The 25677-nt window shown below is 41.6% G+C and carries 29 protein-coding genes and 1 tRNA gene; 25 read left to right on the forward strand and 5 right to left on the reverse strand.

Features of this window, described 5'->3' with window-relative positions; genetic code table 11:
* Positions 1-46: 46 nt before the first annotated feature.
* The 9 genes from HC965_RS25615 (at position 47) to HC965_RS25655 (ending at position 7168) form a co-directional block, all read left to right on the forward strand.
* Entirely contained in the window at positions 47-880 is an 834-nt protein-coding gene (locus tag HC965_RS25615; protein WP_191034118.1) for a M23 family peptidase, read from the forward strand.
* Between the two features lie 10 nt (positions 881-890).
* Positions 891-1667, forward strand: coding sequence for a hypothetical protein (locus tag HC965_RS25620; protein WP_191034119.1), 777 nt, complete (start codon positions 891-893; stop codon positions 1665-1667).
* 19 nt (positions 1668-1686) lie between these two features.
* Positions 1687-2064, forward strand: coding sequence for a fluoride efflux transporter CrcB (gene crcB / locus HC965_RS25625; RefSeq protein WP_191034120.1), 378 nt, complete (start codon positions 1687-1689; stop codon positions 2062-2064).
* A gap of 30 nt (positions 2065-2094) precedes the next feature.
* Complete coding sequence (locus HC965_RS25630) at positions 2095-2757, forward strand: pentapeptide repeat-containing protein (RefSeq protein ID WP_191034121.1); 663 nt, start codon at positions 2095-2097, stop codon at positions 2755-2757.
* 179 nt (positions 2758-2936) lie between these two features.
* Positions 2937-4217 carry a phosphopyruvate hydratase gene (gene eno, locus HC965_RS25635; RefSeq protein WP_191034122.1) on the forward strand — a complete coding sequence of 427 codons (1281 nt, stop codon included), beginning with the start codon at positions 2937-2939 and terminating at the stop codon, positions 4215-4217.
* 350 nt (positions 4218-4567) lie between these two features.
* Positions 4568-5029, forward strand: coding sequence for a hypothetical protein (locus HC965_RS25640; protein WP_191034123.1), 462 nt, complete (start codon positions 4568-4570; stop codon positions 5027-5029).
* Positions 5030-5109: 80 nt separating this feature from the next.
* Positions 5110-5673 carry an RNA polymerase sigma factor gene (locus tag HC965_RS25645; protein WP_191034124.1) on the forward strand — a complete coding sequence of 188 codons (564 nt, stop codon included), beginning with the start codon at positions 5110-5112 and terminating at the stop codon, positions 5671-5673.
* Complete coding sequence (locus tag HC965_RS25650; RefSeq protein ID WP_191034125.1) at positions 5670-6077, forward strand: hypothetical protein; 408 nt, start codon at positions 5670-5672, stop codon at positions 6075-6077. The genes HC965_RS25645 and HC965_RS25650 overlap by 4 nt, the downstream gene beginning before the upstream one ends.
* An 8-nt stretch (positions 6078-6085) precedes the next feature.
* On the forward strand, positions 6086-7168 hold the full coding sequence (locus HC965_RS25655) for a hypothetical protein (protein ID WP_191034126.1): 1083 nt from the start codon (positions 6086-6088) through the stop codon (positions 7166-7168).
* Between the two features lie 154 nt (positions 7169-7322).
* Here HC965_RS25655 and HC965_RS25660 read toward each other — a convergent pair.
* A tRNA-Thr gene (locus HC965_RS25660) sits at positions 7323-7396 on the reverse strand.
* Between the two features lie 314 nt (positions 7397-7710).
* Between HC965_RS25660 and HC965_RS25665 the strand changes: the two genes are divergently transcribed.
* Genes HC965_RS25665 through HC965_RS25690 form a run of 6 tightly spaced genes read left to right on the forward strand, consistent with a single transcriptional unit; the run spans position 7711 to position 12173 of the window.
* Positions 7711-8262 (forward strand): DUF4199 domain-containing protein, encoded by a 552-nt coding sequence (locus HC965_RS25665; protein ID WP_191034127.1) that lies wholly within the window; start codon positions 7711-7713, stop codon positions 8260-8262.
* Positions 8263-8291: 29 nt separating this feature from the next.
* Positions 8292-9242 carry a glycosyltransferase family 2 protein gene (locus HC965_RS25670; protein WP_191034128.1) on the forward strand — a complete coding sequence of 317 codons (951 nt, stop codon included), beginning with the start codon at positions 8292-8294 and terminating at the stop codon, positions 9240-9242.
* A 20-nt stretch (positions 9243-9262) separates the two neighbouring features.
* Positions 9263-9811 carry a DUF6452 family protein gene (locus HC965_RS25675; protein ID WP_191034129.1) on the forward strand — a complete coding sequence of 183 codons (549 nt, stop codon included), beginning with the start codon at positions 9263-9265 and terminating at the stop codon, positions 9809-9811.
* The gene (locus HC965_RS25680) at positions 9747-10544 is read left to right on the forward strand and encodes a DUF6048 family protein (RefSeq protein ID WP_191034130.1); all 798 of its coding nucleotides are present in this window, start codon (positions 9747-9749) and stop codon (positions 10542-10544) included. Before HC965_RS25675 ends, HC965_RS25680 begins: the two co-directional genes overlap by 65 nt.
* Before the next feature lie 6 nt (positions 10545-10550).
* On the forward strand, positions 10551-11132 hold the full coding sequence (locus HC965_RS25685) for a manganese efflux pump MntP family protein (RefSeq protein WP_191034131.1): 582 nt from the start codon (positions 10551-10553) through the stop codon (positions 11130-11132).
* A 30-nt stretch (positions 11133-11162) separates the two neighbouring features.
* Positions 11163-12173, forward strand: a complete 1011-nt coding sequence (locus tag HC965_RS25690) for an FAD:protein FMN transferase (protein ID WP_191034132.1) — start codon at positions 11163-11165, stop codon at positions 12171-12173.
* Positions 12174-12342: 169 nt separating this feature from the next.
* Here HC965_RS25690 and HC965_RS25695 read toward each other — a convergent pair whose 3' ends face one another.
* Complete coding sequence (locus tag HC965_RS25695; protein WP_191034133.1) at positions 12343-12981, reverse strand: HU family DNA-binding protein; 639 nt, start codon at positions 12979-12981, stop codon at positions 12343-12345.
* A gap of 307 nt (positions 12982-13288) precedes the next feature.
* Between HC965_RS25695 and HC965_RS25700 the strand changes: the two genes are divergently transcribed.
* The 6 genes from HC965_RS25700 (at position 13289) to HC965_RS25735 (ending at position 19486) form a co-directional block, all read left to right on the forward strand.
* Positions 13289-14608 (forward strand): VapE domain-containing protein, encoded by a 1320-nt coding sequence (locus HC965_RS25700; RefSeq protein WP_191034134.1) that lies wholly within the window; start codon positions 13289-13291, stop codon positions 14606-14608.
* Positions 14609-16202: 1594 nt separating this feature from the next.
* Positions 16203-16424 (forward strand): hypothetical protein, encoded by a 222-nt coding sequence (locus HC965_RS25715; RefSeq protein ID WP_191034136.1) that lies wholly within the window; start codon positions 16203-16205, stop codon positions 16422-16424.
* Between the two features lie 51 nt (positions 16425-16475).
* Positions 16476-17663: a radical SAM protein gene (locus HC965_RS25720; RefSeq protein WP_191034137.1), complete on the forward strand. Its 1188-nt coding sequence runs from the start codon at positions 16476-16478 to the stop codon at positions 17661-17663.
* Between the two features lie 44 nt (positions 17664-17707).
* Complete coding sequence (locus HC965_RS25725; RefSeq protein ID WP_191034138.1) at positions 17708-17851, forward strand: hypothetical protein; 144 nt, start codon at positions 17708-17710, stop codon at positions 17849-17851.
* Between the two features lie 71 nt (positions 17852-17922).
* The gene (locus tag HC965_RS25730; protein ID WP_191034139.1) at positions 17923-19239 is read left to right on the forward strand and encodes a M18 family aminopeptidase; all 1317 of its coding nucleotides are present in this window, start codon (positions 17923-17925) and stop codon (positions 19237-19239) included.
* Positions 19240-19342: 103 nt separating this feature from the next.
* Positions 19343-19486, forward strand: a complete 144-nt coding sequence (locus HC965_RS25735; protein ID WP_191034140.1) for a hypothetical protein — start codon at positions 19343-19345, stop codon at positions 19484-19486.
* A 113-nt stretch (positions 19487-19599) separates the two neighbouring features.
* Here HC965_RS25735 and HC965_RS25740 read toward each other — a convergent pair whose 3' ends face one another.
* On the reverse strand, positions 19600-19971 hold the full coding sequence (locus HC965_RS25740; RefSeq protein ID WP_191034141.1) for a DMT family protein: 372 nt from the start codon (positions 19969-19971) through the stop codon (positions 19600-19602).
* Between the two features lie 14 nt (positions 19972-19985).
* On the reverse strand, positions 19986-20732 hold the full coding sequence (locus HC965_RS25745) for an ATP-binding protein (protein WP_191034142.1): 747 nt from the start codon (positions 20730-20732) through the stop codon (positions 19986-19988).
* A 186-nt stretch (positions 20733-20918) separates the two neighbouring features.
* Here HC965_RS25745 and HC965_RS25750 point away from each other — a divergent pair, with 186 nt between their 5' ends.
* The 4 genes from HC965_RS25750 to HC965_RS25765 all read left to right on the forward strand — a co-directional run bounded on the left by HC965_RS25750 (position 20919) and on the right by HC965_RS25765 (position 24888).
* The gene (locus tag HC965_RS25750) at positions 20919-22340 is read left to right on the forward strand and encodes a tetratricopeptide repeat protein (RefSeq protein WP_191034143.1); all 1422 of its coding nucleotides are present in this window, start codon (positions 20919-20921) and stop codon (positions 22338-22340) included.
* Between the two features lie 17 nt (positions 22341-22357).
* Positions 22358-22828 (forward strand): NfeD family protein, encoded by a 471-nt coding sequence (locus HC965_RS25755; protein WP_191034144.1) that lies wholly within the window; start codon positions 22358-22360, stop codon positions 22826-22828.
* Between the two features lie 22 nt (positions 22829-22850).
* Entirely contained in the window at positions 22851-23852 is a 1002-nt protein-coding gene (gene floA, locus HC965_RS25760) for a flotillin-like protein FloA (protein ID WP_191034145.1), read from the forward strand.
* Positions 23853-24009: 157 nt separating this feature from the next.
* On the forward strand, positions 24010-24888 hold the full coding sequence (locus tag HC965_RS25765) for a nucleoside phosphorylase (protein WP_191034146.1): 879 nt from the start codon (positions 24010-24012) through the stop codon (positions 24886-24888).
* An 86-nt stretch (positions 24889-24974) separates the two neighbouring features.
* On the opposite strand, the gene HC965_RS25770 is transcribed toward HC965_RS25765, so the two are convergent.
* Complete coding sequence (locus tag HC965_RS25770) at positions 24975-25634, reverse strand: NAD(P)-dependent oxidoreductase (RefSeq protein WP_191034147.1); 660 nt, start codon at positions 25632-25634, stop codon at positions 24975-24977.
* Positions 25635-25677 lie beyond the last annotated feature (43 nt).

A 25677-nucleotide genomic window follows, 5' to 3' on the forward strand; every position in this document is an offset into this window, starting at 1 on the left:
CAATTATTTATTTCTCTAAAGGTTATACAATCTATTTATTAAAGTTATGACGCAACACCTTAAATTTATTATCTTATTCGTATTCTCACTATCTGCCTGCCATATCTCCGCCCAGTCTTTGCGAAAGTTAATGGAACGTCCGTTCGGAGTCGTTGAATCAAAATGGGAAACAGACACACAGGGTAATCAGGAACTGAATTACTACAATGAGGATCATTGCGACTATTATCTATATCGCATGAGTGACCGCTCTTACAATCTGACTCCCGGGAAAAATACCATATTTAAAATAGAAAAGAACGCATCGTTCGATAACCCGTTCAAGAGTGCATCGAGTTACAAATACTATCGCGGTAAGTTTCCTGTAAACTTTCAAATCAATACCCCATACGCCTTACCCGTGAAAGACGGGCAAAAGACAGGTTGGCAAACCGACCCGCGAGAATCTGTAAAGACGCTCAACTTCCGCATAAAAGAAGGTGACTTAGTTTATGCCACCCGCAGCGGAATAGCCTGTAAAACTACTAATCCACGGCAACTGCTTGTCTATCACGCCGACCAGACTTTCGCGGCTTACCTGGTGATGAGTGAGAATTTCATTCAGCCGGGCGAAGAAGTGAAAGTAGGACAACCCGTAGGAAAAGCAGGGCCTTCGAGAGTTTCCATCTCCTTCTTCTTTTTGGATGAGAATAAATTCAAAGGCGGAGAATCTTCGGGATATCCTTATTCACACTTCATACCCGTGTTTCGTACAACAGAAGGAGACATTAAGCTCAAAGAGAAAACAATCTACCAGGCTGTTGTCGATGATGAGCTTATCATGCAGGATATGAGCAAACGTGACAAAAAGAAATACATGAAACAGAAAAATCTGAAATAGTAATATTATCATGCGTATATTCTATCTTCTTTTTTCACTTTTTATCTTTTGCGGTCTGCTCAATGCGCAAACCGTCAAAATAGAGTATAGCGGTGACCCGCTCCCTGATAAAGACCGTCGGGATATCGAGCAATTTATCAGTCACGAAGTCAACTTCTATATGCAATTCGGATTACCCGATACGCTTACCCTTCAGCTGCATGTATTCGAGGATAGAAAAGAAGCCTTAAAATATCTTGAAAGTATAAACATATCCTTGCCATTCAAAGCAAACGGCGTATATTCTCCCAAACTGCAAAAAGCATTCATACTGGGACGAGAGAAAGGACGGGAACGAAGCCTTGCTATCATTTATCACGAACTCAGCCATCATTTCGTTCGGGAAATTCTAGGGAAATTCCCGCCTAGCTGGCTCAACGAAGGCTTATCTGAATATTTCGAGCATTGCAAAGTGACGAAGAAAGGACTCCGCCACACCTTTACCGAATACGAGCAAGGCAGAATCCGCACAATGTATATGCTGGGAGAGGTCGATCTCCCTACATTCCTTAATAGCGGACACGGCAAATTTATGAAGCGACAGGCAACTGACGAGCAATATTCATATATTCTTGCGCACGCGCTCGTCACATTCTGGATAGAAACAGTCCCCAGGGATATACTAAAAAGCCTCATCGCTTCCCTGCAAAACAAAAATGACTCGTCAACCGTTTCTGAACGGATAGACCGCGTCTATCTCGGTGGCTTCCCTCAATTCGAGAAGGATTTTGAAGCCGCATATAAATAATACAAATATCCAAAATCAAATGAGCAAAGAAATTATCTATATCTTTATCGGGGGCGGCACCGGCAGTGCGTTACGTTATTGCGTTCAGCTATTCATGCACGAACGGATTATTCCTTACCATTTTCCGTGGGCTACGTTCACCGTCAATCTGCTTGGCAGTTTCCTTATCGGCCTGTTTTATGCCCTTTCAGAACGGTTCCATCTTCCTTTCGAAGTCCGCCTGCTCTTGACAACGGGATTATGCGGTGGTTTCACCACCTTCTCCACTTTCTCCAGTGACGGCATAGGTCTGCTGAAAGGAGAATTCTACGGAACATTCATCCTCTATACCTTATTAAGTATAGGAATAGGACTGGCTGCCGCACTGGGTGGTGGATATGTGGGAAAGCAAATCTAAATATCCTAATATAAAAGCTATCTTTACGGCATGATAAAAAGAAATTCAGCAAAACCCGTCCGCGTAGTTCCACCCATGGCGGAAGAACAGGAAATCAGTACAAACACCTTACAGGAATGGCTCGACAGAGAAGAAACCGTCTCCCATCTTCTATTCTGTAAAGGAAGAGAAGAAGGTATCGACAAATCCTACAAGAGCTTCAAGAACTGTACTTTCCGGCATCAGACCTTTAGCGAATGTAAGTTCCGTTCTTCCCAGTTGACCGATGTCCGGTTTGAGAATTGCGATTTATCAAACATCTCTTTTGCCGAAAGTTCCTTTTACCGGGTAGAATTTATCTCCTGCAAACTCTTAGGAACCAATCTGTCCGAGACAACCATGAATCATGTCCTGTTGCACGATTGCAATGCGGGGTACGTCAACCTGGCGATGAGTAAGATGAACCAGGTGCGCTTTGCACACAGCCAGCTTCGAAACGGGAGTTTGAACGACTGCCGTTTTTCATCCGCCGCTTTCGATAGTTGCGACCTGGTAGAAGCCGACTTCTCGCACGCCCCACTTCGCGGAATAGACTTGCGTACTTCCCGTATCAGCGGAATCACGCTTAATATCAGTGACCTGAAAGGAGCTATCATCACCTCTCTGCAAGCAATGGATTTACTTCCACTGCTAGGTGTTGTCATCGAGGATTAAAATCCTGCAAATTTCAACCCGTTACGCTCAAACAAAAAGCATCGTCCCGTTGTTATATTATAAGATCGGACTAACGACATATAGTGAATAGGAACGAACAGAATACCTATTTATAGTGATTTCTCACTCCCCGTCAAGTCCGTACTTTTGCAAAATCTTATTCAAAAACAATAGAAACGATGAAAATTGAAAAAATTGTAGCTCGAGAAATTCTCGATTCAAGAGGTAACCCCACAGTAGAAGTTGACGTAGTATTGGAATCAGGCATTATGGGACGTGCATCAGTGCCGTCAGGTGCTTCCACAGGTGAACACGAAGCATTGGAGCTTCGCGATGGTGACAAACAGCGCTATGGTGGAAAAGGTGTACAAAAAGCGGTTGACAATGTAAATAAAATCATTGCTCCGAAACTGGTCGGAATGTCTTCACTCAATCAGAGAGGAATCGACTACGCTATGTTGGCATTGGATGGCACCAAGACTAAATCAAACTTAGGTGCTAACGCTATTCTCGGTGTATCTCTTGCCGTAGCCAAAGCTGCTGCCAATTATTTAGATCTTCCTTTATACCGCTATATCGGTGGAACAAATACTTATGTAATGCCTGTACCGATGATGAATATCATCAATGGCGGTTCACATAGTGATGCTCCTATCGCATTCCAGGAATTTATGATTCGCCCGGTAGGTGCTCCTTCTTTCAAAGAAGGTTTGCGTATGGGTGCTGAAGTATTCCATGCATTGAAGAAAGTATTGAAAGACCGTGGTCTTAGCACTGCCGTAGGTGACGAAGGTGGTTTCGCTCCTAACCTGGAAGGTACGGAAGATGCCTTAAACTCTATTCTCGCCGCTATCAAAGCAGCAGGATACGAACCGGGCAAAGACGTAATGATCGGTATGGACTGTGCTGCTTCAGAATTCTACCATGACGGTATTTACGACTACGCTAAGTTTGAAGGCGAAAAAGGTAAGAAACGCACTTCCGATGAACAAGTTGACTACCTGGAAGAACTAATCAACAAATTCCCTATCGACTCTATCGAGGACGGTATGAACGAAAACGACTGGGAAGGTTGGAAGAAACTGACCGAACGTATCGGCGACCGTTGCCAATTGGTAGGTGACGACCTGTTCGTGACAAACGTAGATTTCCTTGCAATGGGTATCGAAAAAGGCTGTGCCAACTCTATCCTGATTAAAGTAAACCAAATCGGTTCACTGACAGAAACTCTGAACGCTATCGAAATGGCTCACCGCCACGGATATACTACGGTTACTTCTCACCGTTCGGGTGAAACTGAAGATGCTACTATCGCCGACATCGCAGTAGCTACCAACAGCGGACAAATCAAGACTGGTTCTTTGAGCCGTTCTGACCGTATGGCTAAATATAATCAACTGCTTCGTATTGAAGAAGAATTGGGAGATTTGGCTGTGTATGGATATAAGAGAATTAAGTAAATAGATTCTTATAATAAAGATAAGAGAGGGTGGATTCATTGTAATCCATCCTCTCTTTTTTCAAAATTATTTCTCCACTTACTTGATAGAGTTGAAAAAATAATAACTACATTTGCAACGTCAAACATATTAATGTCGGCGGGGAAACCTGCCTATTTTTGCGATGAGTTTTTACTTGTTCGCTAATCTTCATATGGGCGGTTTCGTACCCCCATAGGGAGTGTTAATGCACCTCTAAACCTGCCGGCGTGTATGTTTGACAATGGGACAGGCGAAACCGCTTTCTTTTTTTTAGCTCTTCCACCCCTCCCATCAAACCTTATTTATTTACTTTTTAAACTTTAAAGATTATGGAAAACAGTCAGACAGCAGACACTAAGGAAGCACTTAACGCCATGCAACAGTACATTCAAGCTACATTCAAATCTGAAAATGAAATGAAAGAGTATTATCTACAAATGTCGAATGTAATATGTCCGGCATACAATCATTTTCCTCTTGAGTCAGAATACAATAGACTAAAAAGGTTGAATGCCAAACTAAAACAATACTGTACTTTTATTCAAACCCTTGGCGACCATGAATGGGAAAGAGGAGTAGCGGACATTCAGAAAGCAATGGGTATTTACCTAATGCAAAGTGACATAGACCGCAAAGTACGTCAACAAACGAATCAAGAAATCGCTTCACAACTACAATTCATCGTTTTTCTTTCCGGCAACATCAATATAGTAAAGCAACTTCAAGGAATATTTACCCACCATTCATCCAATGTGACGTATTTATTAAAATCAATATCAGTAGATTCATAATAATGTAGAGTATATATTTGATAATTCGTAAACGACCGGAAGTATTTTATTACGTATCATATTATAAACAAGGATAAATAATGATGAATCAGGAAGAAATACAGAAGTTGGTAGACCGGAGTCGACAGGACGATAAAGAAGCATTTGGTCGTTTGGTTTCCGAGTTCCAGTCATTGGTATTCCGGCTGTCCTTCCGGTTACTTTGCGATGAGGATGAAGCCAGAGACATCACGCAGGAAACGTTTGTCAAAGTCTGGCTATCACTGAAATCATATGATAGAGAAAAGCGCTTTTCTACCTGGCTTTATAAAATTACCTGCAATGCCTGTTACGATCGTTTACGTTCATTGAGCCATTCACCTTTGGACAAAGAATCTTCATTTTCTGATTCAGCAAATATTCCTTCAAATGACAATGTTGAAATATCACTCGCCAACAAACAGTTGAAAGAATTGATATTGCGTTATACCGACGAACTGCCCGCACAACAGAAAGTAGTCTTTATGCTTCGGGATGTCGAAGAGCTGGAAGTGGCGGAAGTTCAGAGTATCACAGGATTATCCCCGGAACAGATAAAAAGTACCTTGTATCTGGCACGGAAGAATATACGTAATAAAATGAATCAAATAGACCCCGACTTATGAAACAGGAAGATAAACAGTATGAAGAATGGCTGTCCGAACTCAAAAACAAACAGCCTATATTGAAGAACCCGGAAGAGTTGACAACAGCTATTCTGAATAGTATCCCTTCATCCCCGTCCCGTTCAAAACCCGGAAGGAGAAAGTTTCTGATTGGCGCCTGGCTGTCAGGATTTGCTGCCGCAGTGTTACTCCTACTATTTATAAACGATACTTTTCTTTCTCCCATACCTCAACAAAATGAATATGGAGACTGGCAAAACAGCACTTCATTCTCATTGCCGGAGAATTGGAAAGAGATGGGACTTCAGGAGAAAAACAATTACCTGTCTTCTCAATTCACGCGACATCGGCAACTCCGGCAGACGCGTATTATCCAGTTAATCAAAGAAAACCGTTCTAAATAAATTAAGATATGAAAACTAATCATTTATTCATAACAGCATTGTTGCTACTCGGCACAACTTCTTGTGGCAGCAATTACCGAATGACTTCGCAGATAGGAAGTGACGGAAGCATATACAGGGAAGTCTATGCGCGAGGTGATTCCGCTTTCATCGCAGGAGACAAGACTCACAATCCATATATGTTTCAGATAGATGCAGACTGGCAAATAGTGAAGCTGGACTCTACTATCAAATTCGACTTTTGGGGAGAGAAAGAAAACCTGAACGTAAAAGTTTGCAGAAAACTACCGGTTGTAGATGGAGAATACTTTTCTGTCACAAAAGGAAAAGAATATATGTATCCCTTAGCCATACCCACAGAGCGAGTGAAGAAAAGCTTCAGATGGTTCTATACCTATTATACATACACTGCCACCTACAAAGAACTTACGGATAAAGGTCCTGTCCCCCTCAGCAATTACATGAATAAAGAAGAGCAAATCATTTGGTTTTGCGGAGACAACAGCGCTTACAACGGACTAAGTGGAATGGAATTGAAAGATAAACTGGACGAAATCGAAAGCAAATTCGGAGAATGGTATAGCCGCAGCCAATACGAAATCAACTGGGAAGTAATTCGTGATTTCATTTTGGCGCAGGGCGATACAAGCAATATATGCCGTTTGGACGAATCAAAAGAAGCAGTTTATAAAAACCACTTCTCCACCCAAGACACTTGGGGAGATGCCCAAATAGATGTTCTCTGTACCATTTTTGATAAAATCTACCAAACAAAATACTATTCAGAACTCTATCTAAAGAATAAAGAAGCCATGAATAATATGGGAGAGGAAAAAATCAAAATTGCCGAAGTGCTCTATAACTCCATACAATTTGAGTTGACAATGCCCGGCATACTACTTTCTTCCAACGCAAGAACACTAAATAACAATTCAGCCATTTGGAAAATAGACGGTTTCCGGCTCCTGGCAGATAATTATACCCTTAACGCAGAATCACGGGTTATCAATTATTGGACATTCGGAGTTACATTATTAATCATTCTGATAATTTTAGGAGCCTTTGTAAAATTATACAGACGCACCCGATAGGTAAAAATTCACATAAAGCACACGCTATTAATAACTTATACATTTTCGAAACATACAGTTCCGAAACAGCCATTTCGGAACTGTGCATTTCGATACTATGCAAATATAAAAAAAGAAAAGCATCCAGGAAATTCCTGAATGCTTTTCTTTTTTGAGCCTCTTGTCGGATTCGAACCAACGACCCCGAGATTACAAATCACGTGCTCTGGCCAACTGAGCTAAAGAGGCGGGTGGGTAAGCTAACTATATCGCGCCGCTACAACCAACTACCTTTGCTGCGATCAAGCCCTGGAGGATTCGAAGGGAGCTGGCCGTATAGGACTTACCCGTTTTGCGGTTGCAAAGGTAGGCATTTTTATGAATCCTGCAATAGCTATGGATAACTTTTTTCACACAAAAGTACTAACAGACTACATTTCAAGCAATTAAAAGTACAAAAAAAATCTCGGTCAGCAACTTTTATTGCTTTATTAACTTTAACAACCATATTCCCCCTACCAACCGATATTATTCGTACCTTTGTGCGCAATTTATAAAAGAAAATGACAGAAAACAGAAGCTATTTACAGAAATATGCCATGCACTTTGGCACGTATATGGGAGCCTATTGGATATTGAAATTCATACTATTCCCACTAGGGTTTCATATCCCTTTCTTTTCATTCTTATTTATAATCCTGACATTGGCCGTACCGTTCATCGGTTATCATTATACAAAGATGTATCGGGATAAAATATGCGGAGGAAGCATCCAGTTTTCGCATGCTGTCCTCTTTACCATATTTATGTATATGTTTGCATCCTTGCTGGTAGCTGTAGCCCATTACATCTATTTCCAGTTTATCGACCACGGTTTTATCATCAATTCTTATACCCAGCTATGGGACGAATTGATGACCAACACTCCCGCCCTGGTAGAAAGCAAAGAGATTATAAAAGAAACGATAGATAGTGTCCGTTCACTCAATTCCATCAACATTACCATGCAACTATTGTCATGGGATGTATTTTGGGGCAGTCTCCTGGCCATCCCTACTGCATTAATGGTGATGAAAAGAGCTAAACCCGGAAACGACGAGCCTGCTCAATCGTAATTTGTAATTCGTAATTTAGTAATAAAAAGATGGATATATCAGTTGTAGTCCCATTATTCAATGAAGAAGAGTCACTACCCGAACTCTACGCTTGGATAGAACGGGTAATGCAAGCCAACGGATTCTCATTTGAAGTGATTTTCGTTAACGACGGAAGCACTGACCACTCATGGGAAGTGATAGAAAAGCTCAAGACGCAATCAGAACACGTAAAAGGTATCAAATTCCGCCGCAACTACGGCAAATCTCCCGCACTCTATTGCGGATTCGCCGAAGCGCAGGGTGACGTAGTCATCACGATGGATGCGGATTTACAAGATAGCCCGGACGAAATACCGGAACTCTACCGGATGATAACCGAAGATGGCTACGACCTCGTATCCGGCTGGAAGCAAAAAAGATATGATCCATTATCGAAAACACTGCCAACCAAGTTATTCAATGCCACCGCACGCAAAGTTTCAGGTGTTAAAAACCTGCACGACTTTAATTGCGGACTGAAAGCATATCGCAAAGATGTAGTAAAACACATCGAAGTGTACGGTGAGATGCACCGTTATATCCCATACCTGGCAAAGAACGCCGGATTCAAGAAAATCGGCGAAAAGATAGTTCATCACCAGGCACGCAAGTACGGTACTACCAAATTCGGTCTCAACCGTTTTGTCAACGGATACCTGGATCTGCTCTCCCTTTGGTTCCTTTCCAAATTCGGAATTAAGCCGATGCACTTCTTCGGACTGCTGGGTTCATTGATGTTTCTTGTCGGAATGATTTCTGTCATCATTGTAGGTGCCAGTAAATTATATGCTATGTACAACGGTCTGCCCTACCGATTGGTGACCGACTCTCCCTATTTTTATTTGTCACTCACGGCTATGATTATAGGTACGCAATTATTCCTTGCCGGATTCCTTGGCGAATTGATCTCGCGCAACGCACCTGAACGGAATAACTATCAGATAGAAAAGAAAATTTGATTCACATTCAATAATTGACTATGAAGAATTTAGTTCGTATCTTTCTCCTATTGATAATCGTTGGTACTGCCGTCAGCATCCACAGTTCATGCTCGGACGAAAACGATTGTTCGTTGGCAGGACGTCCGATGATGTATTGCACATTCAAGACAATCAACCCTGACGATAAGACCAGGGCATTAAATGATACGCTTGACTCGTTGACAATTAAAGCATTGGGGACAGACTCAATCATTCTCAATAACGAGAAAAAAGTGCATAAGATAATGCTGCCATTACGCTACACAAGCGATTCTACCGTATTTATTTTCCAATATGACCCGGTACGTAAACCCAATGATGTAGATACCCTGTATATCATACAGCAGAACACTCCTTATTTCCAGTCAATGGAATGTGGATATATGATGAAACAAAATATCATCAGCACCAAGTTCGGAAACAGAGCCAATAGTTCGGAGAAAATAGACTCTATCTATTTTAGAAATAAAGAAGCCAATACTAATGAAATTGAGAATCTACAGATATTCTTTAAATATCGCGAACGTAACCTGGTTACGACTGACTAGCCTGCTTCTGCTCTTTTGCATTGGACTCCCGTTGTTGGCTCAACAGCAACGCCCGACCCATACACCCAAAAGAGATCAGAAAAAGAATAAGGTTGTCGAAGTAGATACCATTCCTTTTTACAATGGTACATACATCGGTGTGGACTTATACGGCCCGGGAAGCAAACTTCTAGGTAGTGACTTCATGAGTTCTGAAGTCAGCATAGCGGTCAACCTCAAAAACAAATTCATCCCTACCATAGAATTCGGTATGGGTGGAACAGACACCTGGAGCGAAACGGGTATCCATTATAAAAGCAAAGCTGCCCCATTCTTCCGAATCGGTGTGGACTACAACACCATGGCAAAGAAGAAAGAGAAGAACAGTTACTTATATGCAGGTCTTCGTTACGCATTCAGCTCCTTCAAATATGATGTATCTACCATGCCGGCGGGTGACCCTATTTGGGGAGACGTAATAGGCAACCCCAGTTTGGAAGATGATTACTGGGGCGGAAGTGTACCTTTCAGCCATTTGGGCATGAAAGGCTCAGTACAATGGTTGGAAATCGTCGTAGGCGTCAAAGTACGTATTTACAAGAATTTCAATATGGGGTGGTCAGTACGCATGAAATACAAGACAAGTGCCTCTACCGGAGAATATGGCGACCCATGGTATGTGCCCGGCTACGGAAAATTTAAATCGAACAATATGGGAATCACCTATTCCCTCATTTATAAATTGCCGCTTTAGAATATAATGACAGGACTAGAGATTTGGTTGCTTGCAATAGGTTTGGCGATGGATTGTTTCGCTGTTTCGATTGCAAGTGGCATTATTTTGAAACGTACCCAATGGAAGCCCATGCTGGTCATGGCTTTTGCCTTCGGACTCTTTCAGGCCATCATGCCTTTTATCGGATGGATGTGCGCAAAAACATTCAGCCATCTCATAGAAAGCGTAGACCATTGGATTGCCTTTGCGATTCTTGCTTTCCTCGGCGGTCGAATGATTTGGGAGTCTTTCAAGGAAGAAGAATGTTGTCAGTTATTCAACCCGGCAAGCCTGAAAGTGGTATTCACGATGGCAGTAGCAACAAGTATCGACGCATTGGCTGTTGGCATCTCGTTTGCCTTTTTAGGAGTTCAGAACTATAGTGAAATCCTCTCCCCCATCCTTATCATAGGCCTTGTTTCATTTGTCATGTCAATGATCGGGCTTATCTTCGGTATTCAGTGTGGCTGCGGACTTGCCCGGAAATTGAAAGCGGAGCTATGGGGAGGCATTATCCTGGTCATTATCGGAACAAAAATATTAATCGAACATCTGTTTTTCCAATAAAACAAGTTTTCTCATCAAACAAAAGAGCGTATGAAAACAAAGAAGAGTTTCCTTTGGCTGGCTTTCCTGATTTTAGCAAGTATTTGGATAATAGCCAGACACAAACCGCAAGCAAACTATTACAATATCAAGGGACTTGTATTTGGTACTGTATACAGCATTACCTATCAATATAACGGCGACTTAAAACCCGAAATTGAAGCGGAGTTGCAACGCTTCGACTTGTCACTATCCCCTTTCAACGACAGTTCCGTTATCAGCCGGGTAAACCGCAACGAGGAAATAGTGACGGATACTTTTTTCCAAAAGTGCTTCAATCGCTCCATGACAATTTCCCGCGAAACGAAAGGAGCCTTTGATATCACGGTAGCTCCTCTTGCCAACGCCTGGGGATTCGGTTTTAAAAAGGGAGCTTTTCCTGATTCCCTGATGATAGACAGCTTACTGCAAATCACAGGATACAGCAAAGTGAAACTGGAGAATGGGAAAATCATCAAGCAAGACCCACGCATCATGTTGAGTTGCAGTGCTGTAGCCAAAGGATATTCGGTAGACGTAGTAGCACAACTGCTCGACCGTAAAGGAGTGGAAAACTATATGGTAGATATAGGCGGAGAAGTGGTAGTGAAAGGCATCAATCGGAAAAACGACCGGTGGCGCATCGGAATCAACAAGCCGATTGACGACTCACTCTCCGTGAAACAGGATATACAAACGGTACTTGAAGTTACCGATCTTGGCATGGCTACTTCCGGAAACTATCGTAACTTTTACTATAAAGACGGAAAGAAATATGCGCATACCATTGACCCGAGAACCGGTTACCCGGTACAGCACAATATCTTATCCGCCACAGTGATAGCTGAAGATTGCATGACTGCGGACGCTTTGGCTACCGCATTCATGGTGATGGGACTGGAAGAAGCAGAAACCTTCTGCAAAGCGAATCCAAAGATTGACGCCTACTTTATCTATAGCGGAGAAGATGGAGAATTCAAGACTTACTACACGGAAGGTATGAAGAAATACATAACACAATAAAGTTGATTTCCTGCTCATCACGTCCTTCACAGGATGATAAGTATCTGTTTAGCAGTTATTTTCGGTGAACAAAAAAGGATATTTTATCTTCTTCACGTCCTTCACGTCTTCACACGACTAGATCTTTCGTACGGCTCGCTCTTTCACACAATCCACTCCTTCACTGAATCTACCGTGAAGGATGTGGCGCATCTCTTGATATCCCGTAATAGCCGGGTGCCGGCACATACATAGGTTGATTGCGCAAACCGATATTCACCAGTTTACCTTCTTCACGCAAACGCGCCAATTGAGTTTTAGCCGTGGTACGCGCCAAACCGCACACTTCCTGAAAATCACGGCGATTCATCATCTGATGTTCGGCAAAATACTCTTTCAGCCGGATATCAATCTCCACATCTGAAATCTTCTCCGAATGACGGACATACTTGGACTGACTGGCGCGAACACCTACTAAATGTCCTTTCAGATTAGCGTCAGGACGGAAGCGAACAGTTTTGAAAGCCACTTTATTGGTTTTATGCGGAGTGCTGTGGGTCACTTTCCCTGTAGCTGTCAGAGTGGGATAAAAATAACCTACCCCCTCAATATGCACTTCTTTTCCCTCACGCAACGACTCGCCGAGAATCTTCGACAAGTTATCAAGCACATTCTTTACATCGCCCACTGTCAACGAACTGTAATCATGAATCCTGTAACAAAGAGTTTCCGTATCCACCTTACCGTTCATAAAGATACGCGGATGCAACGTAGCTTCTTCTTCCGAAGACGCGTTCGGATTTTCATACCAATCAAATACAATAGCCATTACTTTTTATCAGTTTAAATATATAAATTTATTATAGGACAACTCTAGTCGGCCGCATAGACAACATAAGTTGTCTGTTTAGTCAACAGTAGTCGACCAATAAGACAACTCTAGTTGTCCTTTGCTAAGCAAGAGTTAAAGATACGACAAAGTAACGACTTATCAGCGTAAAAAAGCTTGTTTTTCATTCCAGGGGAAAATAAACATTTTCTTCGTTAAATACTTGCAAACCCCATATTCCATGTTATACCTTAGCAGCATCAACCGGTCGAAAAACAACATTTATTCATTTAAAAAGAAGAAAAATATGAAGACATTAGAATACAGTTCAAAACGTTTGGCAAAAAGGATACGAGTATTGATGAAAGAATCGTCAAATACCATCGTCTCACCAAAAGTCTCACTGAACACCCCTAAGAACGAACCTAAGAGCGAGCCGCAAATACAAGAAGCACAAATGCAAGAAGCACATCAACAGCCCGTTCTCCTGACGCAACAAGTGATCGACTTTTTGAAAGCACGATACGACTTCCGCTACAACCTACTGACCGAAGAAACCGAATTCCGTCCATCCGGTCAACGGAATATCTCTTTCTGCCGCATAGACAAGCGGGAACTGAATACTTTCTGTCTGGAAGCCCATAAAGAGGGCATCAACTGTTGGGACAAAGACCTTCAGAGGTACATCTATTCCACCCAAATAGAAAGTTACCACCCTTTCCGGCTCTATATGAACGAACTTCCCGACTGGGATGGCACGGAGCGATTGAACAGCCTTGCAAGGCGAGTATCGGATAATCCGCTATGGATTAAAAGTTTCCATACCTGGATGCTCGGACTTACCGCTCAATGGATAGGAGTCAATCAGGGGCAAGCCAATAGCGTAGCCCCGATACTTATTAGCGAAGAACAGGGACGGCACAAATCTACTTTCTGCCGCACGCTTATGCCACCACAGCTGGTTCGCTACTATTCGGACAACTTAAAATTAACTTCCCAAAGTAATCCCGAACGTCTTTTAGCCGAAATGGGATTATTAAATATGGATGAGTTTGACAAATTCGGAGCACAAAAGATGCCGTTACTAAAGAATCTGATGCAAATGCCCAGCCTTAATATTTGCAAAGCTTATCAAAGAAACTTCCGGTCGCTCCCCCGCATAGCATCGTTCATCGGCACAAGTAATCGTACCGACCTACTTTGCGACCCGACAGGCAGCCGCAGATTCTTTTGCATTGAAGCGGAACACGACATCGACTGCACCAACATAGAACATTCACAGATCTATGCTCAACTGAAAGCGGAACTTCTATCCGGAGCCCGATACTGGTTCAGCAAGGAGGAAGAACGGGCATTACAACATCATAATGCTGCTTATTATCGTGTCAATCCTATAGAAGATATTCTACGCCACACATATGTACCTGCCGCTTATGGTGAGACAGATTGTTTATCACTCTCGGCTACTATCATCCATCAGGAATTGAAAAAGAAGTTTCCAACTGCTTTACGCAACTGTACTCCTATTCAACTAGCGCAAGTTCTGACAGCAACAGGAATTAGTCGGCAACATACAAGATTGGGGAATGTATATTTGGTGAAGAGGGTGAAGGGTTGTGAAGAGTGAAAATTCACCTATTCATTCACAGAAAGTATCTATAAACAAGCAACTTAGTATTATGTGAAAGAAGTGAATGAAAAAATATATCAATAAAGCAGAACTATCGAAAAAAGAAAAAGCCTAAAAAAGATTTGTCCTGCTAACTGAAAAGCTCTACTTTTGCAAAGTTCTAATCGGTTATTTGAGATAATACCGCAGAACATACATATCGAAAGACGTTTTCATGCGTTAATCTTCGACCTTTTGAATCTCGCAAATCCAAAATCCAGAGAAGATAAAGCAACAAAGGCGTCTACGTGGTATGATTATATCACTTTGTACTTACTGATGAACAATTGGTAAGTGAGAGTGTATATCATACAGGCGTGGGCTAACTGATGTTGTTTATCCTCTGGAAAAGGCAATGCGAGAGCCTAAAAGGTGGGATAAGCAGATACAGATTCCCCACGCCTTCTTATATGTATATACTTGAAAGAACACACATCGCTGAATATGGGGATTTATCAGCAAAACGCAACACTCTTATGATTCACATAGGCGAGCAAATCAAGCAAAAAATGAAAGAACGTCAAAGAACAGTAGTTTGGCTAGCCAAGCAACTATCATGCAGCAGAACGAATATATACAAAATATTTGAAAAGTATTCGGTGGATACAGACACACTCACTAAAATTTCCACCATCCTGGAATTCGATTTCTTTTCACTTTACTCAGACTACATAAAAATGAACAAAGATTAAGAATAATCAGCCGTTACCCATTTATTAAACAAAACTGCATAATGTCCCTGATTGGTTTACATGTAAACCAATCAGGGACATTTATCTACAATATATGTATACAAGTTTGACTAAGTTTGCACTCTCAAGCAATAACATAATGATGATTACACAAAATTATAAGTTAACACACACCACCAAATACAGAACTCTACCAGTAAATTCAACACGCTTATGATTCATATTGGAAAACAAATCAGACAGAAAATGGAAGAACGGCAAAAAACAGTAGTTTGGCTAGCCAAACATCTATCATGTAGCAGAACTAATATCTATAAAATTTTCGAAAAGCACTCTGTGGATACTGATATACTTGCAAGAATATCCGCAATCCTGGAGTTTGATTTCTTTTCACTCTATTCTGAAGACATGAAAGGAAATAAAAAAGATTAGTTTCATCTTAGCTATGTCCCTAATCAGTTTACATGTAAACCAATCAGAGACACCCTTTTCAGCATACTAATTACAAAACCATCTATATTTGCGAGTAAGGAAAGAGACACTATCTTACCAAAGACAAAACCGGCAGTATCCGAAAAGCCAAAATAGAGTAGGAATCATATTTAATATACTATAACACTATGGGATTCTGGAATATCTTTTTTAGCGGACAAAAGTGTGAAAATTGTGGCAGCTACAACACTGAAAGAATCAATTTTCAAGATTTATCAAACGCAGAACAAAATGAATATTGGAGAGTTGTAGGCAACGTACGTCCGAGAGAAGTATATCGTTGCGAAGAGTGCGGACAACTTACCATCATATGTGGAGATGGCCGTAAATATTGGACTCAACCCAGAAATTAACCAAACACATCAGCCATGATTATCGCATTAGAAATTATCGGAGGACTGCTAGCTTTATTCCTCGTTGCACAAATACTGGGACGATTGGCTCGTTTTGTATGGATACCTATTTTGACTACTATTATTGTTGGCTTAATAGTCGGCTATAGCAATCATTCACTTTGGGGAGGAATAGGAGCCGGAGTAGTAGTTCTTATCATATTTGGTATATCAACAGCTATAGTTGGAGGAGATTAAACACAAAATGCTCACTAAACAAAACACTCATTGAATAAACTATAAAGAAAGATGGAAAAGAAGATCTTTACATATGAAAAACTAAAAAGATGCACATGTACTCTTTATATGACAGAGGCCTGTAATCTGAATTGTATCTACTGTTACGAACACATAAAAGGGAAAGCTATTATGCCTTTGGAAATAGCCCAAGAAGGTATAAAGTCGACTTTCGAACGTGCTGTAAAAGAAGATATAAATTATGTAGAAATACTATTTCATGGCGGAGAACCATTTATGGCATTTCAGCAGATTAAAGAAATTTGCGAATGGCTATGGATGCAGAAATGGCCGGCAAAATATATATGTTACGCAACAACCAACGGTACCCTCATACATGGAGAAATTAAAAACTGGCTCTTAGAAAATAAAGAGAAGTTTGTTGTCGGGCTAAGTTTAGACGGAACCCGGGAAATGCATAATCGTAATCGTTCCAATTCGTATGATAGGATTGATATAAACTTTTTTAAAGAAAACTGGCCTGAACAAGGAGTAAAAATGACACCTTCACCCGGAACATTGACCTCATTGGCAGAAGGTGTTATTCACATACACGAGCTAGGTTTTAGTCGCAACAATTGCACTTTTGCCAGCGGAGTATCCTGGGACAAAGATGAATTTGGAAAAGCGATAGATTACAAACAAATATTGCAAGAACAATTAAAGGAAATTGCCGTATATTATCTGAAGCATCCGGATATATTACCCGTAGAAATGCTAAACATGAAGTTCATAGCTGTGGCAGCAGGCATGAAAAATATGCTTGACAAGTTGTGCGGTGCAGGTACTATCATGCGCTGCTGGACACCGGACGGTCAGTGTCTACCCTGCCATTTGTTTTATGAAGTCAGCAAAGAAAAAGGAGAAAAACTGAAAAACATAGATTTATCTTCACCCTGCCATTTATCAGATACACGGTGCAAAGGTTGTATTCTCGAGCCCATCTGTCCTACCTGCTATGGTGGGAATTATATTACTTATGGTGACGTATCCAAACGTGACCTTTATACGTGCGCTATCACAAAGATACGGGCACTGGCAGGATCGTGGATGATAGGTCAAATGCTGGAAACGCCGGAAAAATACAGTGCTTTGAAAGACTTCAGCAACGAAGAACTGGCAATGACTGCCAAAGGCGTGATTCTCACACAATCTTTCCTGGAAGAAATAGGATTTATAAAAGAACTTCAAAATGGTTAATTGCCCTTGCCATAAACAGGGTAACTCACTCAAATATTACTATTATGAATTTTAAATTAACAAACTTATCTGCTATCAGCCAAAAGTATGGTGAAGCCATAGAACAATTGAAAAACACAACATGGGAGATATGCGCCAATAGTTGCGGATGCTCCGGCGATTGCGGTTCCAACTGGATGCAATCGTAAATATGTGGGAAGAGAGTGTTCTCTTCCCACGTATCTTCTTTTACAAGTGATGTATAAATCGAGAAAGAGAAATGAAAGTACAAACAGACATAGCCCACGATTTTATTGATTTTATAGCCAAAAGCCCGACTAAATATCATGCGATAGAGTATGTCAAATCTAAATTGTTAGAGCACGGATTTGAATCTCTGTCTATTGACGAGAAATGGGTGTTGAAACCAAGCGGAAGATATTTTATAGAACAAGACAACTCTGCATTAATCGCTTTCTGTATGAGTTCTCATGAATTGAAAATACAGCCAGTATCAGAAAACGGGATACGATTAGTATGTGCTCATACGGACTCACCGGCTTTTAAAGTAAAGCCAGTAGCTCAAACAATTACTTCAGAAGGTTATATACGATTGAATACCCAAGGATATGCATGGCCTATCCTGTCGACATGGTTTGACCGTCCTTTATCACTGGCGGGAAGGGTTGCTTTAAAAGGGGAACATCCCTTCAAGCCAATCATACGTTTAATTGATATGGAAGACCCCATATTGACAATTCCTAATATAGCCTTTCATCTGACAAAAGAAAAAACAGAAGGTGGTATTTCCAAACAAAAAGAAATGTTGCCAATCATGGGAATGGGAAATAAGGATATGAACACAAACAATCTTCTTGACCTTATCGCCCAAAAACTGAATATCTCCAAAGAAAGTGTACTGGACTACGAACTGTATCTCTATCCGGTAGACAAAGGGCGATTGGTGGGAATGAATGCTGATTTTATAGTCACTCCCCGTCAAGATGATTTAGTTATGGTATATGCAGCTTTAGAAGCCTTGACAAATACCAATGCGGATAATTCGGCAAAGATGATAGCATTCTTCGATGCCGAAGAAGAAACTAATTCGACATTAGGCGGTGCCGACACCCCCTTCCTTAGAAACATACTCACTAAAATAGTAAAAAGTATAGGTGGCGACGAGGAAGACTTGATAAAATTGATAAACCATTCATTTGCCGTGTCATTGGATACCTCTTTTGCAGTGCATCCTAACTATATGGAATGCAGTGACCCCACATGCTCTCCCGTAATGAATAAAGGTATAGTTATAAAATACGACGCGAATATGCATTATGCAACAACTGCTTTTTCTGCCGCTATTTTCCAGGAAATCTGTCATCAAAATAATATTCCGTATCAAAAAGAAGCAACCAATTCAGACTTCAGGACAGGGCGTACGGTAAGTACATTTATGCAAACACAGGTCGAAATGAAATGTGTAGAAGTGGGTATTCCGACATGGGGCATGCATTCAGCATACGAAAGTTGCGGTACTGCCGATCTTTTTAGTCTGATTTGCGCACTAAGAAATTATTGGGAAATGCCTAATTAAAACACCTAACCTTCATATATAAAATTAGTATATGGATGATATATGCAATAAACGGTTAATTGTCCTTACCGCAAATAGGACATATCATTAAAATATTAGAATCATGAACTTTAAATTAACCAATCTATCTGCTATCAATGAAAAATATGGCAGAACAATGGAACAACTGAAAGACACTGCTTGGGAAATATGTGCTAACAGTTGCGGATGCACAGGCGATTGCGGTTCAAATTGGATGCGCAGTTAAAAACAACTTTAAACAAAAAAATCGGAGATAAAGACTTTATTGTTTTTATCTCCGAAAAAATATCAATTCAAAAATTTGCCAACAGGTTAGAGAATCTGATGTAACCACTCTCTCTATTTCATAAACACGAAATACACCGCCGCAATCAGACAGACAAACGCTGCCAAATGATTCCAATGCAACGCTTCCCCTTTGAAAAACACCATTGTAAATACCATAAAGACGGCAAGAGTTATCACTTCCTGAATCACCTTCAACTGCATCAATGAAAAAGGACCACCGTTACCGATAAATCCGATACGATTCGCTGGTATTTGACATGAATATTCAAAAAAAGCAATTGCCCAGCTAAAAGCAATCACACCTATCAACGGAAGAGCGGCGAACCAGCTATATTCCTGTTTCATTTTTAAATGTCCGTACCAGGCAAAAGTCATAAAGACATTGGATACGATAAGTAGTAAAATTGTATAGATTCCTTTCATAATGTCAGATTATTTTAGTCTATTTTATCAGGTAATAATTCTTCCTGCACATTAGTCATGCTCCCCCAAAGGCTATAGCGTGCTTCCGGATTCATCGCTTCCAGTTGTCGCAAAATTCCTTTCATATCACTCCGGCTCGATTGGGATTCATAAGGACAATTCTTCACCTGTTTCCGGTAATCATGCAAAGCTGCCAATTCTATCAAATCCGATTCATGAATCAGGCACATCGGACGGATAATCGTCATATCAAATTTCTTCATCACCAACCGAGGCGGCATGGTGCTGAATGCTCCCTGATAAGTGATATTCATCAACAAAGTTTCCAGAATATCATCCATATGATGTCCCAAAGCGATTTTGTTGCACCCTTGTTCCTTGGCAACCGTAAACAAAGCTTTACGCCGATTCCACGAACAAAGGAAACAGGGAGATTTGCGTGTGTCCGTAGAAGGGTCAAATGAAGTTTCGTATTGGACAAAAGGCACTCCATAGGCTTCACAATGCGCTTTCAGATAATCTGTATCACTCTGATAAGGTATATTTCGCATCACCACATGGACGGCAACAACAGAAAAGCGAGGCTTGTAGATGCGTGCGCGTTTGCCCAACAGTTCTACAAGCGCCAACGAATCTTTCCCGCCCGACAGTCCGATAAGAATTTTATCACCTTCTTCTATCAGCCCATATTGCACCATTCCTTTGCTGAACCGCCGATCAATGCGGCGAATGGTTTTCTCTTCTTCTGTAAATTGTGTCATATCTTCAAAAATCGGCTGCAAAAGTAAGCGAAAAGAATGATTTAAAGAAGAATTAACATAATAGAATCTCTGAAAAAGGGTTTATTTCTAATAAATTTGTACTTTTGAACAATTGATAAATTGACAGATGCCCGAAAGCGCAGCAGTGCTTTCAAAACAATCCGTCACTTATAAACGATAAAAACGATGAAAGGGAAATATATTCTATTTTTATTTTGCAGTCTCTTCCTTTGTGAAGTTTCTGCACAAACACTCGAACAGGCACGCACCTTGTTTACAAAAGGTGACTACGAAAAAGCCAAGCCTGTATTCCAAAAGTATGCGAAATCTCAATCGGCCAACGGGAATTATAATTATTGGTATGGCGTATGCTGCCTGAAAACCGGAGAAGCCGAAGAAGCGGTAAAACCTCTTGAAATAGCAGTAAAGAAGCGTGTAGCCAGCGGACAACTTTACCTGGGGCAGGCTTATAACGAAACTTATCGTTTCGAAGATGCCGTGACGTGTTTTGAAGAGTATATCGCCGACTTAAAGAAACGTAAAAAATCAACGGAAGAAGCCGAGAACCTGTTGGAAAAGAGCAAAGCAGACCTTCGTATGCTGAAAGGTGTGGAAGATGTTTGCATTATCGACAGCTTCGTAGTAGATAAAGCCACTTTTCTGAACGCTTATAAAATCAGCGAAGAATCGGGTAAGTTATTCACATACAATGAATTCTTTCAGACGGAAGGAGATCATCAAGGTACTGTCTACGAAACCGAAATCGGAAATAAAATCTATTACAGCGAGAAGGGCGAAAGAGGGAGTCTGGACATATTCTCGAAGAATAAACTAATGAACGAATGGAGTAACGGACGCCCGTTACCCGGCAGTATCAATGCATCTGGAAATGCCAATTATCCGTATGTAATGTCGGATGGTATCACCATTTATTATGCAAGTGACGGCGAAGGGCTGGGAGGATATGATATTTTCGTCACCCGCTACAATACGAATAACGACACTTATCTCGTACCGGAAAATGTGGGTATGCCGTTCAATTCCCCGTACAATGATTATATGTATGTCATCGACGAGTATAATAACCTGGGATGGTTTGCTTCCGACCGCTTCCAACCGGAAGGGAAAGTCTGCATCTACGTATTCATCCCGAATCATTCAAAGCAGACTTATAATTATGAGGGGATGGATCAGAAGCAGCTCATCCGCCTGGCGCAAATCCATTCATTGAAAGAGACCTGGAAAGATAAGCAGGCAGTCAGCGAAGCATTGCAACGCCTGGAAGCCGCTATCAGCCACAAGCCGAAAGAACGCCGTGTCGTTGATTTTGAATTTGTCATTGATGATAACACAACGTATTATCTGATGAATGACTTCAAGTCCGCCAAGGCCAAACAGCTTTTCCAACGCTATCGGCAGATGGAAAAAGACTATCAGCAACAAGAGGAAAAGCTGAACAGTCTGCGCCAGCAATATTCTACCAGCAACAAGCAGGGAAAAGAAAGAATGGCTCCTGCCATCCTCGACCTGGAAAAACGCATATTGCAAATGTCAGGCGAACTGGATGCTTTGGAAGTCAATGTACGTAACGCAGAAAAAACGAAATAAATTAATAACACTGAACTATGGATATACTCATTATCTCCGTTCTCATTATTGCCGCAGTCATACTGTTTCTTGTAGAACTGTTTGTCATCCCGGGCATCAGCCTGGCCGGAATTTCGGCATTGGTTTGCATCCTTTATGCCAACTACTACGCATTTGCCAATATAGGAATGGCAGGAGGGTTTATCACTTTGGGTATATCGGCTGTCGCCTGTATAGGGTCGCTGGTCTGGTTTATGCGATCGAAAATGCTGGATAAGCTGGCATTGAAAAAAAACATTGACTCGAAGGTAGACCGCAGCGCAGAACAAAGTGTGAAAGTCGGTGACACAGGTATCAGTACTACCCGTCTCGCACAAATCGGTTATGCAGAGATTAACGACAAAATAGTTGAAGTAAAATCAATGGATGGGTTCCTGGACGAAAAGACTCCGGTCATCGTCGCCCGCATCAACGACGGAACGATCATGGTTGAGAAACATAAAAAATAATATTCACTAATACAAACTATCAATGGAATCATCTTTCTACTTGCCTATCTTTCTGATAGCCGGAGGTATTATCTTCCTGATAATATTTTTCCATTACGTGCCGTTCTTCCTTTGGCTATCAGCCAAAGTGTCGGGCGTACACATCTCACTGATACAATTATTTCTAATGCGCATCCGTAATGTTCCGCCATACATCATTGTTCCGGGCATGATCGAAGCTCACAAAGCCGGTTTGAGAGACATCACCCGTGATGAACTGGAAGCCCATTATCTGGCTGGCGGACATGTTGAAAAAGTTGTCCATGCGCTGGTATCTGCATCGAAAGCGAATATCGAACTGACTTTCCAGATGGCTACCGCCATCGACTTGGCAGGACGTGACGTATTCGAAGCTGTACAGATGTCTGTAAATCCGAAAGTGATTGATACTCCTCCGGTAACTGCTGTTGCCAAAGATGGTATCCAGCTGATTGCCAAGGCTCGTGTTACGGTACGCGCTAACATCCGCCAGTTGGTCGGTGGTGCAGGTGAGGATACGATTCTCGCCCGTGTAGGTGAAGGTATCGTTTCATCCATCGGTTCTTCCGAAAATCATAAGTCGGTACTCGAAAATCCGGATTCTATCTCCAAACTGGTACTTCGTAAAGGGTTGGATGCAGGAACTGCCTTCGAGATTCTGTCTATTGATATTGCGGACATCGACATAGGTAAGAACATCGGTGCTGCTTTGCAGATTGACCAGGCTAATGCCGACAAGAATATTGCCCAGGCAAAAGCGGAAGAACGCCGTGCTATGGCTGTCGCTTCCGAACAGGAAATGAAGGCGAAAGCACAAGAAGCCCGCGCTAAAGTAATCGAAGCGGAAGCGGAAGTTCCTAAGGCAATGGCAGAAGCCTTCCGCAGTGGTAATCTGGGTATTATGGATTATTACAAGATGAAGAACATCGAAGCGGATACCTCGATGCGCGAAACGATTGCCAAACCGACTACCGGCAATACAGGCAATCAGCCGTTAAGTAAATAAGTTATTACAAACGCCGGAACCCGGTTTCATTTCAGTTCCAAGACGCATTCTTCCTTTCCCGGGGAAAAAGAAAAAGGCTTCTTCTGAACTTAAATCCGGTTCCGGCGTTTCTATTTATAGATACAATCATATTGTAAAACTAAAACCTTTCAATAACATGAAAAAGAACTTTCCATCCTCTGAATTGATTATCAACGAAGACGGTTCTGTATTCCATCTTCACGTAAAGCCCGAATGGCTGGCAGACAAAGTAATCCTGGTAGGCGACCCCGGACGTGTAGCACTCGTAGCTTCTCATTTCGAAAACAAAGAATGTGAAGTGGAAAGCCGCGAATTTAAAACAATCACGGGTACATATAAAGGAAAGCGGATTACGGTGGTTTCTACCGGAATCGGTTGCGATAATATCGACATTGTAATGAATGAGTTGGATGCTCTTGCCAATATCGACTTTAACACTCGGGAAGAGAAGGATAGTTTCCGTCAATTAGAATTGGTGCGTATCGGTACGTGTGGCGGTTTGCAGCCTAATACTCCGGTGGGTACATTCGTTTGTTCGCAGAAGTCCATCGGCTTTGACGGGTTATTGAATTTCTATGCCGGACGCAATGAGGTATGTGATTTGCCTTTCGAACGTGCTTTCCTTAATCATATGGGTTGGTCGGGAAATATGTGTGCCCCTGCTCCTTATGTGATTGATGCCAGCGAAGAACTGATTGACCGGATTGGCAAAGATGATATGGTGCGTGGTGTTACAATTGCTGCCGGTGGTTTCTTCGGCCCGCAGGGACGTGAGCTTCGTGTTCCGTTGGCAGACCCGAAACAGAATGAGAAGATTGAAACATTCGAATATAAAGGTTTCAAAATTACTAACTTTGAAATGGAAAGTTCGGCTTTGGCAGGACTTAGCCGGTTAATGGGACATAAGGCCATGACTGTCTGCATGGTGATTGCCAACCGACTGATTAAAGAAGCCAATACCGGATATAAGAATACAATTGATACGCTGATAAAGACTGTTCTTGACAGAATCTAAAAAGGTTTATCCGAAGAATAAAAAAACGGCTTGAATCTTACACGTATATCGTGATGATTCAAGCCGTTTTTTTATTTGTTCTCTTATCAATATCCAATTGTGAATCTTTCCTGATGATGCTTCGGATGTTCCAGTTCGTCAATCATTGCAGCAGCATAATCCTCTACGGAGATATGGCTGTTTCCTACAATATCTACAATCATATCATCTTTGCCAAGACGGTAGCGTCCGGTACGTACGCCCGGTCGCATATCTGCTGCCGGAGAGAAGAACACCCAGTCTACCTCTTTTTCTTTCTTCAGGAAGTTCAGATAGAATTCTCCCAGCGCTTTCACTCCCGGCAAAATATTTTCGGGTACTTCACCGGAATCCATCAACCGCAATCCCGGAGCAATGAATAATGAACCGGCACCGCCAACCATCAAGAAGCGTTCAATCTCGGCCTTCTTCACTCCATCAATGATAGTCAGATAGACTTTGATTGTCTCATCATATATATTAGGATTGCTCCATCCCGGATTGAATGCACTGATAACGGCATCTGCTCCTTTGCAAACTTCAGCCACTTCATCGAGCGAAGACACATCTGCCTTCACTACTTTCAGATTTTCATTTTCTATCTTTATCTTTTCAGGATGACGAACCACGGCAGTAACTTCAAAACCACGATTCAGAGCCTCATTCAGTATAGCCGAGCCAACAAAACCACTCGCGCCTATGAGAACGACCTTCTTTACTTTTTTCATATTCCAACAAATTTAGGATGTTATTACTACTTTAATAACATCC

The organism is Bacteroides sp. GM023, assembly GCF_014750685.1.
In the GTDB taxonomy this organism is placed as follows: domain Bacteria; phylum Bacteroidota; class Bacteroidia; order Bacteroidales; family Bacteroidaceae; genus Bacteroides.

What these genes read in the sequence shown, in the direction of transcription:
- HC965_RS25615 (WP_191034118.1), top strand. Translation starts at nt 47, where the DNA reads ATGACGCAACACCTTAAATTTATTATCTTATTCGTATTCTCACTATCT.
- HC965_RS25620 (WP_191034119.1), top strand. Translation starts at nt 891, where the DNA reads ATGCGTATATTCTATCTTCTTTTTTCACTTTTTATCTTTTGCGGTCTG.
- crcB (WP_191034120.1), top strand. Translation starts at nt 1,687, where the DNA reads ATGAGCAAAGAAATTATCTATATCTTTATCGGGGGCGGCACCGGCAGT.
- HC965_RS25630 (WP_191034121.1), top strand. Translation starts at nt 2,095, where the DNA reads ATGATAAAAAGAAATTCAGCAAAACCCGTCCGCGTAGTTCCACCCATG.
- eno (WP_191034122.1), top strand. Translation starts at nt 2,937, where the DNA reads ATGAAAATTGAAAAAATTGTAGCTCGAGAAATTCTCGATTCAAGAGGT.
- HC965_RS25640 (WP_191034123.1), top strand. Translation starts at nt 4,568, where the DNA reads ATGGAAAACAGTCAGACAGCAGACACTAAGGAAGCACTTAACGCCATG.
- HC965_RS25645 (WP_191034124.1), top strand. Translation starts at nt 5,110, where the DNA reads ATGATGAATCAGGAAGAAATACAGAAGTTGGTAGACCGGAGTCGACAG.
- HC965_RS25650 (WP_191034125.1), top strand. Translation starts at nt 5,670, where the DNA reads ATGAAACAGGAAGATAAACAGTATGAAGAATGGCTGTCCGAACTCAAA.
- HC965_RS25655 (WP_191034126.1), top strand. Translation starts at nt 6,086, where the DNA reads ATGAAAACTAATCATTTATTCATAACAGCATTGTTGCTACTCGGCACA.
- HC965_RS25665 (WP_191034127.1), top strand. Translation starts at nt 7,711, where the DNA reads ATGACAGAAAACAGAAGCTATTTACAGAAATATGCCATGCACTTTGGC.
- HC965_RS25670 (WP_191034128.1), top strand. Translation starts at nt 8,292, where the DNA reads ATGGATATATCAGTTGTAGTCCCATTATTCAATGAAGAAGAGTCACTA.
- HC965_RS25675 (WP_191034129.1), top strand. Translation starts at nt 9,263, where the DNA reads ATGAAGAATTTAGTTCGTATCTTTCTCCTATTGATAATCGTTGGTACT.
- HC965_RS25680 (WP_191034130.1), top strand. Translation starts at nt 9,747, where the DNA reads ATGAAATTGAGAATCTACAGATATTCTTTAAATATCGCGAACGTAACC.
- HC965_RS25685 (WP_191034131.1), top strand. Translation starts at nt 10,551, where the DNA reads ATGACAGGACTAGAGATTTGGTTGCTTGCAATAGGTTTGGCGATGGAT.
- HC965_RS25690 (WP_191034132.1), top strand. Translation starts at nt 11,163, where the DNA reads ATGAAAACAAAGAAGAGTTTCCTTTGGCTGGCTTTCCTGATTTTAGCA.
- HC965_RS25695 (WP_191034133.1), bottom strand. Translation starts at nt 12,981, where the DNA reads ATGGCTATTGTATTTGATTGGTATGAAAATCCGAACGCGTCTTCGGAA.
- HC965_RS25700 (WP_191034134.1), top strand. Translation starts at nt 13,289, where the DNA reads ATGAAGACATTAGAATACAGTTCAAAACGTTTGGCAAAAAGGATACGA.
- HC965_RS25715 (WP_191034136.1), top strand. Translation starts at nt 16,203, where the DNA reads ATGATTATCGCATTAGAAATTATCGGAGGACTGCTAGCTTTATTCCTC.
- HC965_RS25720 (WP_191034137.1), top strand. Translation starts at nt 16,476, where the DNA reads ATGGAAAAGAAGATCTTTACATATGAAAAACTAAAAAGATGCACATGT.
- HC965_RS25725 (WP_191034138.1), top strand. Translation starts at nt 17,708, where the DNA reads ATGAATTTTAAATTAACAAACTTATCTGCTATCAGCCAAAAGTATGGT.
- HC965_RS25730 (WP_191034139.1), top strand. Translation starts at nt 17,923, where the DNA reads ATGAAAGTACAAACAGACATAGCCCACGATTTTATTGATTTTATAGCC.
- HC965_RS25735 (WP_191034140.1), top strand. Translation starts at nt 19,343, where the DNA reads ATGAACTTTAAATTAACCAATCTATCTGCTATCAATGAAAAATATGGC.
- HC965_RS25740 (WP_191034141.1), bottom strand. Translation starts at nt 19,971, where the DNA reads ATGAAAGGAATCTATACAATTTTACTACTTATCGTATCCAATGTCTTT.
- HC965_RS25745 (WP_191034142.1), bottom strand. Translation starts at nt 20,732, where the DNA reads ATGACACAATTTACAGAAGAAGAGAAAACCATTCGCCGCATTGATCGG.
- HC965_RS25750 (WP_191034143.1), top strand. Translation starts at nt 20,919, where the DNA reads ATGAAAGGGAAATATATTCTATTTTTATTTTGCAGTCTCTTCCTTTGT.
- HC965_RS25755 (WP_191034144.1), top strand. Translation starts at nt 22,358, where the DNA reads ATGGATATACTCATTATCTCCGTTCTCATTATTGCCGCAGTCATACTG.
- floA (WP_191034145.1), top strand. Translation starts at nt 22,851, where the DNA reads ATGGAATCATCTTTCTACTTGCCTATCTTTCTGATAGCCGGAGGTATT.
- HC965_RS25765 (WP_191034146.1), top strand. Translation starts at nt 24,010, where the DNA reads ATGAAAAAGAACTTTCCATCCTCTGAATTGATTATCAACGAAGACGGT.
- HC965_RS25770 (WP_191034147.1), bottom strand. Translation starts at nt 25,634, where the DNA reads ATGAAAAAAGTAAAGAAGGTCGTTCTCATAGGCGCGAGTGGTTTTGTT.